At 35.5% G+C, this 15,962-nt stretch carries 11 protein-coding genes; 9 read left to right on the forward strand and 2 right to left on the reverse strand.

The window, feature by feature from the left end; all coding sequences use genetic code 11:
* Positions 1–24: 24 nt before the first annotated feature.
* On the forward strand, positions 25–1,134 hold the full coding sequence (locus ABH959_RS01855) for an ABC transporter permease (protein WP_113938074.1): 1,110 nt from the start codon (positions 25–27) through the stop codon (positions 1,132–1,134).
* A 1-nt stretch (position 1,135) separates the two neighbouring features.
* Positions 1,136–2,281, forward strand: coding sequence for an ABC transporter permease (locus ABH959_RS01860; protein WP_113938075.1), 1,146 nt, complete (start codon positions 1,136–1,138; stop codon positions 2,279–2,281).
* Between the two features lie 44 nt (positions 2,282–2,325).
* Here ABH959_RS01860 and ABH959_RS01865 read toward each other — a convergent pair whose 3' ends face one another.
* A complete protein-coding gene (locus tag ABH959_RS01865) occupies positions 2,326–3,264 on the reverse strand; it encodes an esterase/lipase family protein (protein ID WP_404492211.1) in 939 nt (312 codons plus the stop codon).
* A 116-nt stretch (positions 3,265–3,380) separates the two neighbouring features.
* Here ABH959_RS01865 and cls point away from each other — a divergent pair, with 116 nt between their 5' ends.
* A complete protein-coding gene (cls, locus tag ABH959_RS01870) occupies positions 3,381–4,592 on the forward strand; it encodes a cardiolipin synthase (protein WP_404492212.1) in 1,212 nt (403 codons plus the stop codon).
* Between the two features lie 53 nt (positions 4,593–4,645).
* Here the strand turns inward: cls and pyrH are convergent, their stop codons facing one another.
* Positions 4,646–5,389 (reverse strand): UMP kinase, encoded by a 744-nt coding sequence (gene pyrH / locus ABH959_RS01875; RefSeq protein WP_002012233.1) that lies wholly within the window; start codon positions 5,387–5,389, stop codon positions 4,646–4,648.
* A gap of 379 nt (positions 5,390–5,768) precedes the next feature.
* On the opposite strand from pyrH, the gene ABH959_RS01880 reads away from it, so the two are divergent.
* The 6 genes from ABH959_RS01880 to ABH959_RS01905 all read left to right on the forward strand — a co-directional run bounded on the left by ABH959_RS01880 (position 5,769) and on the right by ABH959_RS01905 (position 15,903).
* Positions 5,769–7,040 carry a cation:dicarboxylate symporter family transporter gene (locus tag ABH959_RS01880; protein ID WP_002086365.1) on the forward strand — a complete coding sequence of 424 codons (1,272 nt, stop codon included), beginning with the start codon at positions 5,769–5,771 and terminating at the stop codon, positions 7,038–7,040.
* A gap of 24 nt (positions 7,041–7,064) precedes the next feature.
* Positions 7,065–8,504 (forward strand): aspartate ammonia-lyase, encoded by a 1,440-nt coding sequence (aspA, locus tag ABH959_RS01885; protein ID WP_002200956.1) that lies wholly within the window; start codon positions 7,065–7,067, stop codon positions 8,502–8,504.
* Between the two features lie 74 nt (positions 8,505–8,578).
* Positions 8,579–10,291: an oxaloacetate-decarboxylating malate dehydrogenase gene (malS, locus tag ABH959_RS01890; RefSeq protein WP_113938146.1), complete on the forward strand. Its 1,713-nt coding sequence runs from the start codon at positions 8,579–8,581 to the stop codon at positions 10,289–10,291.
* 64 nt (positions 10,292–10,355) lie between these two features.
* Entirely contained in the window at positions 10,356–11,654 is a 1,299-nt protein-coding gene (locus ABH959_RS01895) for an ATP-binding protein (protein WP_181777955.1), read from the forward strand.
* Between the two features lie 2 nt (positions 11,655–11,656).
* Positions 11,657–12,589, forward strand: a complete 933-nt coding sequence (locus ABH959_RS01900) for a response regulator (protein WP_002135525.1) — start codon at positions 11,657–11,659, stop codon at positions 12,587–12,589.
* Between the two features lie 119 nt (positions 12,590–12,708).
* A complete protein-coding gene (locus tag ABH959_RS01905) occupies positions 12,709–15,903 on the forward strand; it encodes an SNF2 helicase associated domain-containing protein (RefSeq protein ID WP_404492213.1) in 3,195 nt (1,064 codons plus the stop codon).
* Positions 15,904–15,962: the final 59 nt, after the last annotated feature.

The following is a 15,962-nucleotide window of genomic DNA, read 5'->3' on the forward strand; positions in this document are numbered from 1 at the left end:
AAAAAGTAAAGGGAGGTTCATCGATTGAACATCTTCAATATTGCAGTTATGCACATTAAAAGAGATTTCAGGGACGTAAGAACCTTAGTTTTTATGTTGGCATTTCCGATTGTGCTTATGCTTGTATTAGGAACAGCGTTAAGTAACGCATTTAATAGCGATAGTCAATCGTTTAAGGATATACAAGTGCTATATAAAGATGAAGCGAGTAGCACGTTTTCTCAATCATTTGAAGCATTTACAAAAGAAGTCGATAAATCAGGTATTCATTTTAAAAAGGCTTCCGAAGGTATAGATGGGAAAGAAGAAGTGAAGCAAAATAAATATGCTGCTTATGTAGAGTTAAATAAAGATGGTGCAAAATTTTACGGAAGTGACAAAAGTAGTATTGAGGGAAGTATTGTGGAAGGCATGCTTACAACATTTGTTGATAAGTACAACGTAGTGGCCGAAGTTGCAAAAGTAGATCCGAGTAAGGTTAGCGCAGTTATTTCAAACGGAAATCATAATGATTATATTAAAGAAACATCTTTACAAGCTGCTAAAAAACCAGGTTCTATGGATTACTATGCGGTTGTAATGACGACGATGATTGCACTGTACGCTGCAATGGGGGCGAGTTTTTTAATTCGAGGAGAACGAATACGTAAAACAGGAGATCGTTTAATTGCAGCACCTATAAGTAAGGCTGAAATTTTCATTGGGAAAGTGCTCGGTAGTCTTGTAGCGAATGCACTTTGTCTATTACTCGTCGTTTTATTTAGTAAATTTGTTTTTCAAGCGAATTGGGGCGACCATCTTGGAATCATATTTATTATTTTACTAACAGAAGTCTTTCTAGCAATTAGCTTCGGTTTAGGAATCGGATTTATTACAAAAACAGGTGAGGCATCTAGAGCAATTATTATGGTTGTTGTGCAATTAGCGTCTATTTTTGGTGGTGCGTATTTCGTAGTGGAAGAAAATTCCGTTACGAATTTATCACCATTAACGTGGGCAAACACAGCTATTATGAAAATTATTTATGCAAATGATGTAGGAGCGGCACTGCCGGTAATATCTTTAAATCTTGGGATTTCAGCAATCTTCTTATTAATTGCGATTATTGCATTACGTAGACGGGAGGGGCTATAGTATGAAAGATATTTTATGGCTCATACAAAAAACGTTATCTGTGCTTCTGAAAAATAAAAAGGGGTTACTCATTATTATTAGCTTGCCGATAATAGGAACGCTCATTTCCTTTTCGATATATGGGAATGTAGGGCAAGGAACGTTAAATATTGGGGTTATAAATAAAGAAAATCAACCTATCGCAAATGATACAGTGAAATTTTTAGAAGGACTCAATCATGTAAATGTTAGTAAAATTAAGGAATCTGAAGTGGAGGATAAACTCACTTCAAAAAAACTTGATGGTGTTATTACATTACAGTCTGGTTTTTCTGAAAGTGTTCGAGAAGGGAAACCGAGTCATATTGAGATTTCATCGATTAAAGGCGATCAAGTAACAGGATTTATAAAATCGTATTTATATAACTATGTTGATAACATCGCTGCGATTAGTAAAGTGGCAGGGGCGGATCAAAGTACGTTTAATAGTATGTACGCTGGTTATCAAAAAAGTTCATTTAAAGTAAAAGCAGAGACACTTGAAGATACTTCGAAAAATAAGGATATGACAAATCAAACGATTGGTTATCTTATTATGTTTATGCTATTTTCAGCGATGAACTTATCAGGATTTATATTAAAAGAAAAAGAGAACAGAACGTATTTTAGGTTATTATCGACACCGATAGATGGAAAGAAATTTATATTATCTAATGTCGCGGTGAATATGATTATATTAACATTACAAATTGTAATTGCAGTATTATTTATGACGAATGTTTTTCATACGAATATAAATATGCCTTTCACAGTTATGATTGGTGTACTCATGATATTTGCTTTAATCGCAATTGGTTTATCATTAGTCATTGTGTCTTTTTCAAAAAGTTCAACTGCTTCAAATGCGATGCAAAATGTTGTTATTGTACCGACATGTTTATTAGCGGGATGTTATTTTCCATATGATATTATGCCGAAAACAGTACAAAAAATAGCTGATTTTTTACCGCAACGCTGGCTAATGGACACGATTTCGAAGTTGCAGCAAGGAATTCCGTTTTCAGAGTTGTATTTAAATATTCTAATCTTATTCGCCTTTGCGATAGCGTTTTTCTTAATTGCGATTTATAAGTTTGGAAGAAATAATGATGCAAGGAACTTCATTTAATGAAAAGGTGTGGCGCAATGCCACACCTTTTTTGTATTCGTAATTTAAAGTATCTTTTGTAATATAGGAATGCTTTTGTAGAGCACTTCGTTATGTGAAGCATGCACAACATATTTATTTCCCTCTAGAAGAAAAACGCTATGCAGAACAGCGTTACCATCACCATATTTTGTAAGTATATCACCGGCGACTTTTCCGTCTGTCCATTCCAGTTTTGAATGTGAAGGGACGACTTGTAGATATTGAATCGTTTCTACTCCATCTCCTGCAATGAGTGTAGTTTCAATATTTCTTTTCTCTATAATAAATCTATTTGCATTTAATGTATCGAGGAATGGATTTTTCGTTTTCATCTTACTATAAGGAAGAAATGTAATAGCAGAGCCGGATCTTATAAATAAATAATTTCCGTAATCTTTACAAGGAATAACATCTTGTAATCCTGGAAAGTAACGGTGTATCGCTTCAACTTTATTCATTTTGTGTAAGGTGCTTACGTAGTGAATGTACTGTTCCATATAAAAATGAACGATATTTATTTTAGAAGATGTATGTACTGGGAGAGCACCTCCAGTCCAATAACTATAATTGGGGGGAGATCCAGCGTTTGGTGTACAGAGTATAATAAGTTGCTCCACATCATTTTCATATTCTTCACTTTGAACGTAAGAACGTGCAAGAAGTCCACCCATACTATGACAAACTAAATTTAGTTTGTCGCACCCTGTAAATTTTTTAACATAGGCAATTGTTTTTAATAAATATTTTTGAGTGGAAAAAGCAATACGCTGACGCCAGTCATAAAAACAGATAAACAAGTTTTTATTTCGTTCATAGCCGATACTTTCTAACATTATAATGAATGGTTCATAAATAAACGAAGAAAGCCCAAAGTTCCAATTACCGGTACCAGGAATAATAATATTACTCATTGAACCGAAAAGACCTGGGATAAAAATAATAGGAGTTTTTCTTATTTTCATATTCTGCTCTCCTTTAACTTTGTAACATCCAAAAAGTAGGAAATGCATTTTGAATGAAAATTTATTTTAATGAAACACTACGAAATAGTAAGTAATATGAGTGGAAGGAAATCAAAATGATTAAAAAAATATTGCGAGTCACTTCTATTATTATTGCTATTTTCGTTGTTATTTTAATTTGGATGCATATTGACGTTACGCTCGGAAGGAAAATGGAAGCCGGGAAAAATATGCCGACAGAGTATGCACCTCATTATAGTGACTTTCAATTATATGTAGAAGGGAAGTCGTTTTATAAACAGTTATTTACTGATATAAGTGAAGCAAAGCAATCTATTTACACTTATTTTTATATTTTATCGGATGATAAAAGTAGCCATACTTTTTTAAACTTATTAAAGGAGAAGGCGAAAGAAGGAGTAAACGTCTATTTATCAGTTGATCGCATTAATGATTTATCATTTGAAAGAAAGATGAAAAATGAATTGCGGGAAAGTGGTGTACATTTTACATATAGTAGAAAACCTGAATTGCCATTCGGATTTTATTCACTTCACCATCGTAATCATCGTCGTATTACGACGATTGATGGGGAGATTGGCTATACGGGTGGCTTTAATATGGGGGATGAGTACTTAGGGAAAGATAAGCGATTTGGATATTGGCGTGACTATCATGTGCGGCTTAGAGGAGAAGGAGCAAAAGATTTGGAAGAGCAATTCGCTTTAGATTGGAAACGAGATACGAAAGAACATATAAAAAGAAGTACGAATAAAGCGAGTAAAGGGAATACATTACATACGATGGTTAGCTACAATGGACATCATGTCGCTGAAAAATATATAAGGTTAATAAAACAAGCGAAACATTCAATTGTAATTACAACACCTTATTTTATAGCGAAAAATAAAAAATTAATGAACGCTTTAATCGCGGCGCAAAAACGTGGCGTTACAGTAAAAATACTTTGGTCATATAAACCAGATATTCCTCTCATTAAAGAGGCGGCATATCCATACATACGTCAAGCTGTTAATAATGGGATTACTGTATACGGTTATAAAAAAGGGATGTTTCATGGAAAGTTAATGCTGATTGATAATGAACTAACTGTTATCGGTACTACAAACTTTACTGCACGTAGCTTCTATATTAATGATGAGATGAATTTGTATATTCATGGTGGACCTATCATAGCGCAAGTGAATGAGGCGTTAACGCAAGACATTGGTGATTCGAAAGAGATGACAGAAACATTTTTTGACAACTTATCTTTCTGGGAGCGTTGTAAGGAGAAAGTAGTTGGATGGGTTGATTTTTATTTGTGACGATTAACGAACAAAGGGTGTCTATAAAAGGCACCCTTTGTTAATGAAAAATACTATTTTTCATGCACAAGCATCGAAACATCATCATTAATCAACGTCCCAACATGTTCACCTAAACAAATTCTTTTCATAACGCCAGGCTCATCAAAGTTAAAGACGTGTGCCGGTAAATTATAATCTCGAGCAAGCAATAAAGCTGCTTGATCCATTACTTGTATGTTTTGCCTAACAATATCGTTATAGTTCAGTTTACTGTACATTTTCGCTGATTTGTTATGTTTCGGATCACTTGTAAAGACACCGTCTACTCCTTGTTTTGCGACTAAAATGGCGTCGCTATTCATTTCAATGGCTCTTTGTACACTTGGGTAATCTGTTGTAACGAATGGTTGCCCGTTACCACCACCGAATATGACAACATAACCGTTATCTAAATGATGTACTGCACGTAGGCGAATATATGGTTCAGCTACTGCATTAAAAGGGATGGAAGTCATAACGCGTACTTCTCTATCTGTTTTACTTGTTAAAACGCCGCGAAGCATTAAGCTGTTAATAATCGTACCTAGCGTACCGATATTATCAGCTTCTACACGATCAATTCCCCATTCTTCAGCTAGATGACCTCTGAAAATGTTACCGCCGCCGATGACAATGGATACTTCGATATCTAGGTCAATAATGGATATTATTTCGTTTGCGATATGTTCTAATCGTTTGGAGTTAAAGCTATTTCCAGATTGATCAGCAAGTGCGCCGCCACTTAGTTTAATTAAGACGCGTTTATATGGTTTCATAATAATTCCCCCTATATAGATTGCAATAAAAAAGGAACAAAGGCGAATGCCTTTGTTCCTTCGTAAGAAAATGAAATAGAAAAGAAATAGATATGATGAACTTCTTCGCGTGATTTTTCATAACATCCACTCCTTTTCATCCCCATTTATTTAGAATACGTATATCTTTTAGATTATACGAAATAATCTGATGTTTTATCAAGGTTATTTTATTTCTTTTTTATATAAAAAGTGTCAATGAATATTATAAGAAATAAATTTGAATTATTTGTGACGAACTTGTAGGTTTTTGTATGATTTTGTAGGTTCGCTTATATGATGTGTGAGTAGCTTTTATAAATTCAAATTGAAAGCGTTCGCATGAAGGGGATGAACATAAATGAAAAAATTCGGATTGGCAACACAAATTTTTGTCGCGCTTGTTTTAGGGATTGTAGTAGGGGCAGTCTTTTATGGCAATAAAACGGCGATTTCTTATATCACACCAATTGGGGATATATTTATTCACTTAATTAAGATGATTGTAGTACCAATTGTTATTTCAGCATTAATTGTTGCGGTAGCTGGTGTAGGCGATATGAAAAAGCTTGGGAAACTGGGTGGTAAGACAATTCTTTATTTCGAAATTATTACGACGATTGCTATTTTAATGGGATTACTTGCAGCAAATATATTCCAACCAGGTACTGGCGTTGATATGAGTAATTTACAGCAAAGTGATATTTCTTCTTATAAACAAACAGCAGATGCAACAGAGAAGAAAGGCTTTGCAGAAACGATTGTTCATATTGTACCGAAAAATATATTTGAGTCTATTACACAAGGTGACTTATTACCAATTATATTCTTCTCAGTACTATTCGGTTTAGGAGTTGCAGCAATCGGAGAAAAAGGAAAGCCTGTTTTTAACTTTTTTGAAGGTGTGCTCGAAGCGATGTTCTGGGTTACAAATCAAGTGATGAAATTCGCACCATTTGGTGTATTCGCATTAATTGCTGTTACGGTTGCAAAATTTGGTGTAGCAACACTACTTCCTTTAGGAAAACTAGTGCTAGCTGTATACGTAACTGTTATACTATTCGTTGTGATTGTATTAGGTATTAATGCGCGAATGGTTGGAGTAAATATTTTTACATTAATGAAAATTTTAAAAGAAGAACTTATTCTTTCATTTACGACAGCAAGTTCAGAAGCTGTTTTACCTAATATAATGAGAAAAATGGAAGAGTTCGGTTGTCCAAAGGCAGTTGCCTCTTTCGTAATTCCGACAGGTTATACATTTAACTTGACTGGATCAGCTATTTATCAAGCGTTAGCGGCATTGTTTGTTGCACAAATGTACGGTGTACACATGTCACTGACGGAGCAAATAACGCTATTATTCGTTCTCATGTTAACATCCAAAGGTATGGCGGGAGTTCCGGGTGCATCATTCGTTGTTGTATTAGCGACGTTAGGATCAATGGGCTTACCGCTAGAAGGCATCGCATTAATTGCGGGAATTGACCGCATTTTAGATATGATTCGTTCAGCTGTCAATGTATTAGGAAATGCATTAGCTGCCATTGTTATGTCGAAGTGGGAAGGCGAATTCGATGATGAGAAAGCAAAACAATATGTAGAAACGGTCAAACAAACAAAAGCAGCGTAAGAGATTGTTAAGGAGTGAGTAATCATGGCAACATTAACTGAAGTTAAAAATGGAGTACGAATTGAAAAAGATTTTTTAGGTGAAAAAGAAGTACCAAATTATGCGTACTACGGTGTACAAACAATGCGTGCAGTAGAGAATTTCCCAATTACAGGATACAAAGTCCATGAAGGTTTAATTAAAGCGTTAGCAATTGTAAAAAAAGCGGCAGCACTTGCTAATGCAGATGTAGGAAGATTGGAATTGAAAAAGGGTGGTGCTATCGCAGAAGCATCACAAGAAATCCTTGAGGGGAAATGGCATGATCATTTCATCGTTGATCCAATTCAAGGTGGTGCAGGAACTTCAATGAATATGAACGCAAATGAAGTCATTGCCAATCGTGCTCTTGAATTATTAGGAATGGAAAAGGGAGACTATGATTATATTAGTCCAAACAGTCATGTAAATATGGCACAATCAACAAACGATGCATTCCCAACAGCGATTCATATTGCAACATTAAATGCATTAGAAGGCTTATTACAAACAATGGGTTATATGCATGATGTATTTGAATTAAAAGCAGAACAGTTCGATCATGTTATTAAAATGGGTCGTACACATTTACAAGATGCTGTGCCAATTCGTCTTGGACAAGAATTTAAAGCATACTCCCGCGTACTTGAACGTGACATGAAACGTATCAAGCAATCACGTCAACATTTATATGAAGTAAATATGGGAGCAACTGCAGTTGGTACAGGCTTAAATGCAGATCCAGAATATATTGAAGCAGTTGTAAAACATTTAGCTACAATTAGTGAACTACCACTTGTTGGTGCAGAAGATTTAGTAGATGCAACTCAAAATACGGATGCGTACACTGAAGTATCTGCAGCACTTAAAGTATGTATGATGAACATGTCTAAAATTGCGAACGACCTTCGTCTAATGGCATCAGGTCCACGCGTTGGATTAGCGGAAATTATGCTACCAGCTCGTCAACCAGGTTCATCTATTATGCCAGGGAAAGTAAACCCTGTTATGCCAGAAGTAATTAATCAAATTGCGTTCCAAGTAATTGGTAACGACCATACAATTTGCCTTGCTTCAGAAGCAGGACAATTAGAATTAAATGTTATGGAACCAGTACTTGTTTTCAACTTACTTCAATCTATTAGCATTATGAATAACGGTTTCCGTGCCTTTACAGATAATTGCTTAAAAGGAATTGAAGCGAATGAAGATCGCTTAAAAGAGTACGTTGAGAAGAGTGTAGGAATTATTACAGCCGTGAATCCTCATATCGGCTATGAAGCAGCAGCTCGTGTTGCGAAAGAAGCAATTGCGACAGGGCAATCCGTTCGAGAACTATGTGTGAAAAATGGTGTATTGTCACAAGCAGAATTAGAGTTAATTCTAGATCCATTCGAAATGACACACCCAGGGATTGCAGGAGCAACTCTTTTAAAGAAAAATTAAAAGAAGAGGGGGACAATCCCCTCTTTTTTGTTTACAATATAGAAATGCTATATATGAATAGAGGTAGGGATGTTATGAGTAAGTTTACAGTGGCTTCTAATGGTGCATTAGAAACAACATTAAGAGGAGCAGAAGTATTATCAACACCACTTTTAAATAAAGGGGTAGCTTTCACACAAGAGGAAAGAGAAGAGTTAGGTTTAAAAGGGTTATTACCGCCAGCGGTTTTAACGTTAGAAGAACAAGCACGCCGAGCATATGAACAATTTAGTTCTCAGCCGGATGATTTATTAAAGAATGTATACTTAACAGCGTTACATGATCGAAATGAAGTGTTATTTTATCGTATTTTAACAGAGCATTTACGTGAAATGTTACCGATTGTATATACACCAACTGTAGGTGTAGCAATTCAAAGATATAGTCATGAATACCGTAAACCACGTGGCATTTATTTATCAATTAACGATCCATCAGGTATTGAAGATGCATTTGCAAATATCGGTGCAACAGCTGAAAACATTGATTTAGTCGTTGTAACGGATGGAGAAGGTATATTAGGAATTGGTGATTGGGGTGTTGGTGGAATTAACATCGCAATCGGGAAATTGGCTGTATATACGGCCGCAGTTGGAATCGATCCTAGCCGTGTATTACCGGTAATTTTAGATGTAGGTACAAATCGTGAGGAATTATTAAACAATCCATTTTATATTGGAAATCGTCACCCTCGTATAACAGGTGAAGCTTACGATAAATTTATTGATACGTTTGTTCAAGCGGTAAATAAACAATTCCCGAAAGCACTTCTACATTGGGAAGACTTCAGTTCTCGTAATGCACGAAAAATTTTAGATAAATATCGTCATGACGTTTGTACGTTTAATGATGATATTCAAGGTACAGGGGCAGTTTCACTTGCTGCTGTATTATCGGCAGTAAAAGCTTCTGGTGTACCGTTAAGTGAACACCGTGTAGTTGTGTTTGGTGCTGGTACGGCTGGAATCGGTATCGCAGATCAAGTAAGAGATGCAATGGTTCGTGTCGGCTTATCAGACGAAGAATCACATAATCGTTTCTGGTGTATTGACCGTAATGGGTTGGTTACAGATAATATGGAAGATCTTCTTGATTTCCAAATTCCATATGCAAGAAAAGAAGATGAAGTAAGTGATTGGAAACAAAATGATGCTATCGGACTTGCTGAAGTTGTGAAACATGTAAAACCGACAATTTTAATTGGTACATCTACTGTTGCGGGCGCATTTAAAGAGGAAATTATTAAAGAAATGGCTTCTCATGTAGAAAGACCAATCATTTTACCAATGTCGAATCCAACGCCACTTGCTGAAGCGAAACCAGCAGATTTAATCGAGTGGACAGAAGGAAAAGCATTAGTTGCAACAGGAAGTCCGTTTGAACCGGTTACATATAACGGTGTAACGTATGTGATTGGACAGTCAAATAACGCACTTATTTTCCCAGGACTAGGTCTTGGTACAATTGTTGTTCGTGCAAGCGTCATGACGGATGGAATGTTCGCAGCAGCAGCAGAAGCAGTTGCAAGTATGGTAGATACAAGTCAGCCAGGAGCGCCTATTTTGCCAGAAGTTGAAGAGTTACGTAATATCTCTGAACTGGTTGCGATTGAAGTAGCAAAAGTTGCAGTTGCAGAAGGTGTTGCTAGAGAGAACTTAAGTGATGACGATATTAAGATTGCAGTAAAAGAAGCAATATGGGAACCGGAGTATCGCCAAATAAAAGCGGTAGAAAAGGTTAGAATATAGAAATAAAGCCCGTTTATAATTATAAGCGGGCTTTCACTTTTACAATTGAAAAAAAGCATAGGAAGTGGCACCTTTGAATTGGAATCAATTATGGAAGAAAGATATGTATCTTTTAATTATATTAATGGTTGTTGTTCCGATTGCTGGAGAGTTGAATTTTCATCCTTTTAATGATATGTTTCGTGTTAGTTTCGGGACACCACTTTTCTTCTTTTTATTACTATTTTTAAGAAGAGTGCCAGCAGCAGCTGCAGGTATTCTTGTAGGTATATCTGTAGTCTTATTTCGTGTATGTCTTGACTGGGTATTGCAAGGTTCATTCCATATGACAGAATCATTTTATTTGCGTTATCCTGTGTTCTTTTATTATTTTATTTATGGAAGTCTTTTTTCGCTTTGTAGGGTGAATAAGTTTCATCAGAAGCCAATTGTGATAGGATGTCTTGGAATTACAATTGAAATTATCGCAAGTATGTCTGAACTTGCGTTTTATCATATGTTAGTGCTGGGGACAACGATAACAGTTTCTGAAGTGAATAAACTAATTATTATTGCTATTTTTCGTAGTTTCTTTGCGCTTGGTTTTTTAAATATGATGAACTTGTATGAAACAAAATTAAAAGAATCACAAGTGCGAAAAGAAAATGAAAAAATGTTGCTGCATCTTTCTAACTTATATGTGGAATCTGTTCATTTGAAAAAAACGTTACAAAATGCGGAGTTAATTACACAAACAGCGTATCAATTATATCGGAATTTACAAGCGAACGATGATTCGAGTAGTAAAACAGCATTGAAAATAGCGGGAGAAGTACATGAAATAAAAAAGGATAATCAAAGAATTTTTGCAGGGTTATCTAAACTGTTATTAGATAAAAGTGTGGCTGAGTATGTAGAAGGACATGAGCTTGCGGAAATGATTGTGAGAATAAATGAGAAGTACGCTGAAATGTTGGGAAAAGATATACGTTTTTCTAAACATATAGAAGGTGAGCATGCAGAATATCATGTGTACACGGTCTTATCAATTTTTAATAATTTAGTTGCAAATGCAGTTGAAGCAATTGAGGGTAGAGGTCTCATTATTATTAAGCTATATAAACGAGATAAACATATATTCTTTGAAGTAATTGACGATGGTCCTGGTATTGCACAGAAGTATAAGAAATTAGTATTTAAGCCAGGATTTACTTCAAAGTATGATCAAGCGGGAACACCTTCAACAGGTATTGGACTTTCTTACATAAACGAAATGGTAACAGAGCTAGGTGGAGAAGTGAGATTAGAAGACCGAGAAACTGGCGGAGGGTGTAAGTTTATCGTTTGTTTACCGGAGTGCAGTTTAAAGCGGGAAGGAGAATGAAGTTGTTTTATTATATCGTAGATGATGATGAAGTTTTCCGCTCCATGCTTTCACAAATTATTGAAGATGGCGATCTTGGGGAAGTAATTGGAGAGTCGGAAGATGGAGCTTTTATTGAAGCAGATCAACTAAATTTTAAAAAAGTAGATATTTTATTTATTGATTTATTAATGCCAATGCGAGATGGGATTGAAACAGTTCGCCATATTGCGTCCTCCTTTACAGGGAAAATCATTATGATTTCTCAAGTTGAATCGAAACAGCTTATTGGTGAGGCGTATACACTTGGTGTTGAATATTATATTACAAAACCATTAAATAAAATTGAGGTTGTATCTGTTGTACGTAAAGTAATGGAACGTATTCGTTTAGAGCGCTCTATACATGATATTCAAAAATCATTGAATAACGTTTTTAAGTGGGAACAGCCGCAAGTTCGAAATGAGCCAATGCAGGAAGGAAAAAGAATAGCAGATTCAGGGCGCTATTTATTATCAGAACTCGGTATTGCGGGAGAGAATGGAAGTAAAGATTTACTTAGTATGTTGGAATATTTATATGGACAAGAAAAAGAGCAAACGTTTGAATTTGGATTTCCTGCGCTAAAAGATATCTTTCACCATATAACTATAAGAAAATTAGAGAATATAGCTTCAGATGCAGATATAGATAAGGAGAGAAAAGCATCTGAACAAAGGGTACGTAGAGCGATTTATCAATCGTTAAATCACTTAGCTTCCCTTGGATTAACAGACTTTTCAAATCCGAAATTTGAAAGCTATGCTCCAAAATTTTTTGATTTCACTGTAGTTAGAAAACGAATGACAGAAATGACAAAGGATGAAGTAGCAACTTCTGGCCATATACGAATTAATACGAAGAAATTTATTCAAGTGTTGTATTTTGAGGCGAAACGGTTGATGGAGATAGAGTGAAAAAAGGTGCTTATATACAAGCATCTTTTTTTATTAAATCTACATTTTATATTTTCTCTTGGAGCATGTAAAATGTTAGTTAAGAGAAACTGGTTTTAAAGTAAGGAAGTGTCAAAACAATGGGTTTTACATTAAATAAATCGATTATTAAAGAAGTATGCGGAGAAACCTCATATAAAAGAGGCGAAGCTTATTATAAATCAAATAAAGTAATAATAAATCATTATGATGAAAATAAAGAAATTTGCGAAGCGACGGTAAAAGGGAACGAAGATTTTCATGTTACAGTAGAAAAAGCTAAAAAAGGTGATGTTGTTGCGAAATGTAGTTGTCCTTCGTTAGCGTCTTTTCAAACATACTGTCAACATGTTGCGGCAGTATTGATACAAATAAATTATAATCAGCAAACCGGTGGAATGGTGACTATTAGTAGCGGAAATGAACAATTAACAAGCGGGATGTTTCATTTATTTGCAGAAAAACCATTAAGACCAAAAAGTAAACAACACCGTTTTGATACACGTGAAATACTTCATGTTGAATTTATATGTACGCCAGTAGTTACGAAAAATGGTGGGGCACTGCTAGGTATTCAGTTTAAACTCGCCAAGATGTATTTTGTAAATCATATTAGAGAATTTCTTTCCAATGTGGAGAAAAGAGAGTCCTATAATTGTTCGAATGAATTTACATATACACCGGATGTACATAGCTTTAAGCAAGAAACGGATGCGATTATTCAGCAGCTCATTAAAATTTATCATAATGAAAAAATGTATGAGGATACACTGGAAGTACATGCAAAACAAGATGATAGTATGATTTTAATACCGCCAGCTTCATGGAAGGATATGCTTTCTTTACTTTCTAAAGTTGAGTTTGTGGGACTTAATCAAGATGGAAAATCTTTTCACGGTTTACAAATTTCAAAAGGGCTACTTCCTTTACATTTTGAGTTTAATAAAGGGAGTAACGGTGGGTTTACACTTTATATTGACGGCTTACAACAAGTAGAAGTAATGGATACGTATAGTTATGCTCTATTTGGAGGGAAACTGTATCAGTTGAACGCTGAGGATTGTAAGCGGCTTATCGAATTACAAAAAATGATGAATCGTTCTAGTAGTAACCAATTGTATATTCCAGCAGATAAGATGGAACACTTTGTAGCAAAAGTTGTACCAGGGTTAATGAAGCTTGGTACTGTGCGAATTGATGAAGTAATATCAGATCGTGTTGAAACGCCTTCGCTAAAAGCAAAATTGTATTTAGATCGAGTGAAAAATCGCTTGTTAGCAGGTCTCGAATTTCATTATGGAAATGTCGTGATTAATCCGTTAGAAGAGGATGGGCAGCCATCTGTTTTTAATCGTGATGAGAAAAAGGAAAAAGAGATTTTAGACATTATGAGTGAAAGTGCCTTCGCGAAAACGGAAGGCGGTTATTTTATGCATAATGAAGAAGCTGAGTATAACTTTTTATATCATGCTGTTCCAACGTTAAAAGGTTTAGTTGATATTTATGCGACGTCAGCCATCAAATTACGAATTCATAAGGGAGACACAGCTCCTCTTATAAGAGTTAGAAGGAAAGAGAGAATTGATTGGTTATCATTCCGCTTTGATATAAAAGGTATTCCAGAGGCAGAAATTAAAGGGGTATTAGTCGCTCTTGAGGAGAAACGGAAATATTATCGTTTAGCAAGTGGTGCTCTACTATCACTTGAGAGTAAAGAGTTTAATGATATTAATCAGTTTATAAAAGAATCTAGTATTCGAAAAGAATTTTTAAAGGGCGAAGAAATAGATGTCCCTCTTATTCGTAGTGTGAAATGGATGAATTCACTGCAAGAAGGAAACGTATTAAGTTTAGATGAGTCTGTTCAAGAATTGGTAGAGAACATTCAAAACCCTAAAAAGCTGAAGTTTGCGGTGCCAAGTGGCTTAGATGCGATAATGAGAGAGTATCAAACATACGGATTTCAGTGGATGAAAACACTTGCCTATTATCGTTTTGGCGGCATTTTAGCTGATGATATGGGACTGGGGAAAACGTTGCAAAGTATTGCTTTTATAGACTCTGTTTTGCCGGAAATTCGAGAGAAGAAACTGCCTATATTAGTTGTTTCTCCGTCGTCCCTCGTTTACAACTGGCTTAGCGAGTTAAAAAAATTCGCTCCACATATTAGAGCAGTTATTGCCGATGGAAATCAAGCAGAGCGCCGAAAAATTTTAAAAGATATAACGAAATTTGATGTAGTAATTACGTCATATCCTTTACTGAGAAGAGATATAAGGTTATATGCGCAGCCATTTCATACGTTATTTCTTGATGAAGCACAAGCGTTTAAAAATCATACGACGCAAACTGCGAAGGCAGTAAAAACGATTCAAGCAGAGTACCGTTTTGGATTAACGGGAACACCTGTAGAGAATTCATTAGAAGAGCTATGGTCTATCTTCCACGTCGTCTTCCCAGAATTATTACCGGGAAGAAAAGAGTTCGGTGATTTAAGACGTGAAGATATTGCGAAGCGGGTAAAACCTTTCGTGTTAAGAAGGTTAAAGGGCGATGTATTACATGAACTCCCAGAAAAAATTGAGCACTTACAATCATCAGAACTTTTACCAGATCAAAAGAGGCTTTACGCAGCTTATTTAGCAAAGTTAAGAGAAGAAACGTTAAAACATTTGGATAAAGATACGTTACGTAAAAATAAAATTCGGGTTTTAGCTGGTTTAACGAGACTACGGCAAATTTGTTGTCATCCTGCTTTGTTTGTTGATGACTATAAAGGTAGTTCAGCTAAATTTGATCAGTTGCTAGAAATTTTGGAGGAATGCAGAAGTACAGGGAAGAGAATTCTTATCTTTTCCCAATTTACGAAGATGCTTTCGATAATCGGACGTGAATTAAATCGTCAAGCAGTTCCATACTTTTATTTAGACGGGAGTACACCAGCGCAAGAACGTGTAGAGCTATGCAATCGGTTTAACGAAGGAGAAGGGGATCTATTTCTTATTTCGTTAAAAGCTGGTGGAACAGGACTAAATTTAACAGGTGCAGATACAGTTATATTGTACGACTTGTGGTGGAATCCAGCTGTTGAACAACAAGCTGCGGATAGAGCGTATCGAATGGGACAAAAAAATACAGTGCAAGTGATTAAGTTAGTAGCACATGGAACAATTGAAGAAAAAATACACGAGTTACAAGAGAGTAAGAAAAATTTAATCGCTGAAATTATCGAGCCAGGAGAAGAGAAGTTATCTTCTATTACGGAGGAAGAAATCCGCGATATTCTTATGATTTAATATGGAAAAAGCTATGCTTTCATAGAGATGAAAGCATAGCTTTTTTGTTGTAATAATTA

Source organism: Bacillus sp. RC51, assembly GCF_044908115.1.
In the GTDB taxonomy this organism is placed as follows: domain Bacteria; phylum Bacillota; class Bacilli; order Bacillales; family Bacillaceae_G; genus Bacillus_A; species Bacillus_A mycoides.

Coding starts and splice junctions, on each gene's coding strand:
- ABH959_RS01860 (WP_113938075.1), top strand. CDS start 1,136: ATGAAAGATATTTTATGGCTCATACAAAAAACGTTATCTGTGCTTCTG.
- ABH959_RS01865 (WP_404492211.1), bottom strand. CDS start 3,264: ATGAAAATAAGAAAAACTCCTATTATTTTTATCCCAGGTCTTTTCGGT.
- cls (WP_404492212.1), top strand. CDS start 3,381: ATGATTAAAAAAATATTGCGAGTCACTTCTATTATTATTGCTATTTTC.
- pyrH (WP_002012233.1), bottom strand. CDS start 5,389: ATGAAACCATATAAACGCGTCTTAATTAAACTAAGTGGCGGCGCACTT.
- ABH959_RS01880 (WP_002086365.1), top strand. CDS start 5,769: ATGAAAAAATTCGGATTGGCAACACAAATTTTTGTCGCGCTTGTTTTA.
- aspA (WP_002200956.1), top strand. CDS start 7,065: ATGGCAACATTAACTGAAGTTAAAAATGGAGTACGAATTGAAAAAGAT.
- malS (WP_113938146.1), top strand. CDS start 8,579: ATGAGTAAGTTTACAGTGGCTTCTAATGGTGCATTAGAAACAACATTA.
- ABH959_RS01905 (WP_404492213.1), top strand. CDS start 12,709: ATGGGTTTTACATTAAATAAATCGATTATTAAAGAAGTATGCGGAGAA.